At 70.1% G+C, this 670-nt stretch carries 2 pseudogenes; both read right to left on the reverse strand.

The features are described from left to right. A pseudogene (locus tag MOV74_RS39705) lies at positions 1-269 on the reverse strand (hypothetical protein); the annotation flags it as partial. A 30-nt stretch (positions 270-299) separates the two neighbouring features. Next, a pseudogene (locus MOV74_RS39710) lies at positions 300-670 on the reverse strand (hypothetical protein); the annotation flags it as partial.

A 670-nucleotide genomic window follows, 5' to 3' on the forward strand; every position in this document is an offset into this window, starting at 1 on the left:
GGCTCGGGCGGAGGCTCCGCCGGCAAAGCCGCGACCGCCGGCGCATTCGGATCGGGCTGCTGCTGCGCCCCCTTGTACAGATCCTTCGGGACGCCCTGCTCGAGGCCAGGCACCCCCTCCGGGAAGACTGGCTTGCGGTCGCCCGGCAGCTTCTTCTTGGTGTCGAGGAAGTCGAGCATGTCGCTTGGATCGAAGCTGGAGCAGCCGCCCAGGGCGCCCGTGAAGGCGATCAGGACGGCGGCTGCGATCAAGCGTGGCGTGCGGCGCATCGTGTGTCTCGTTACGTCAGAGGGCCGTCGTCAGCTCTTGGCGACGGGCGGCAGCAGGGCCTGGAGAGCCTCGGCGCGCGAGCGCAAGCCGGGCGGCGTTTCGCCGTCTTCGCCAATCGCGTCGAGCCATTTGCGGGCCGCGGTCATGTCGTTGTTGCGCCAGGCGGACAGCGCCAGCATCTCGCGGGCGCTGTGGCGGAAGGTCGATTTGGGCGCGGCGGATGACTCCAGCCGCTGCTGCATGTCGGCATAGCTGGCGCTGTCCAGCAGCAGGCCGGCGGCGCGGATCTTCGCAAGATCCTGCCACTCACCACCCACGCCGCGGTCGGCAGCAAGCTCGTCATACATCTTGGCGGCGGCCTTGGGATCGCGGTTGGCGGCCTCGGCGGCGGCGCGCAGCC

Source organism: Bradyrhizobium sp. SHOUNA76 (assembly GCF_023006445.1).
GTDB lineage: Bacteria > Pseudomonadota > Alphaproteobacteria > Rhizobiales > Xanthobacteraceae > Bradyrhizobium.